This window comes from Arhodomonas sp. KWT (genome assembly GCF_010993615.1).
This window is the reverse complement of record NZ_WNXE01000979.1, coordinates 1-615: the sequence shown is the minus strand read 5'-3', so window position 1 is coordinate 615 and position 615 is coordinate 1. Positions and strand designations below refer to the sequence as shown.

General features: G+C 69.9%; 1 protein-coding gene. It reads left to right on the top strand.

From position 1 onward, the window contains the following. On the top strand, positions 1 to 615 hold a 615-nt coding region (locus tag G7A99_RS23650), incomplete at both ends, for a type II secretion system protein (protein ID WP_163144508.1).

Sequence of the window (615 nt, the reverse complement as noted above, 5' to 3'; positions counted from 1 at the left end):
CAGCGCCCGTCCCGGGCGGCCGGCTTCACCCTCGTGGAGATGGCGATCGTGCTCGCGGTCATCGGCCTGATCCTGGGGGCGATCGCCATCGCCGAGGACGTGCAGCGCAACGCCGAGTACACCAAGATCGCGAACAAGTTCCTCTATCAGTGGAAGGAGGCCTACGACCAGTACTACCAGCGCACCGGCGTGGTCCTCGGGGACTGCCAGCAGGCGCCCACGTACATGGTCAACGGCGCCGAGACCACGTTCACCGGCAGCGACGGCGACGTCTGCGAGCGCCAGAGCGCCTGGTCCGGCGGCAGCGGTGCCGCGGGCATCCCGGCCAACTTCGACAATACCGGGCTGCGCGTGTGCAACGGCGCCGGCTACGGCAGCGGCGCGGGCAGCGACAACACCGGCGGCGCCGGTCTCGCCGAGCAGAATCTGCGTGATCTGATGCTGCGCGCCGGTATCGGGATGCCCCCCGGCCGGGGCGAGGGCTTCGAGGACCGTTACCTCTACGAGGACACCAACGGCAACTCCGCGGAGGTCCAGGTCTGCTTCCAGTGGAACCCGGAAGGCACCCCCTCGGGGGCGGGCAACGTCATGGTCGTGCGCGGGCTCACCCCCGAC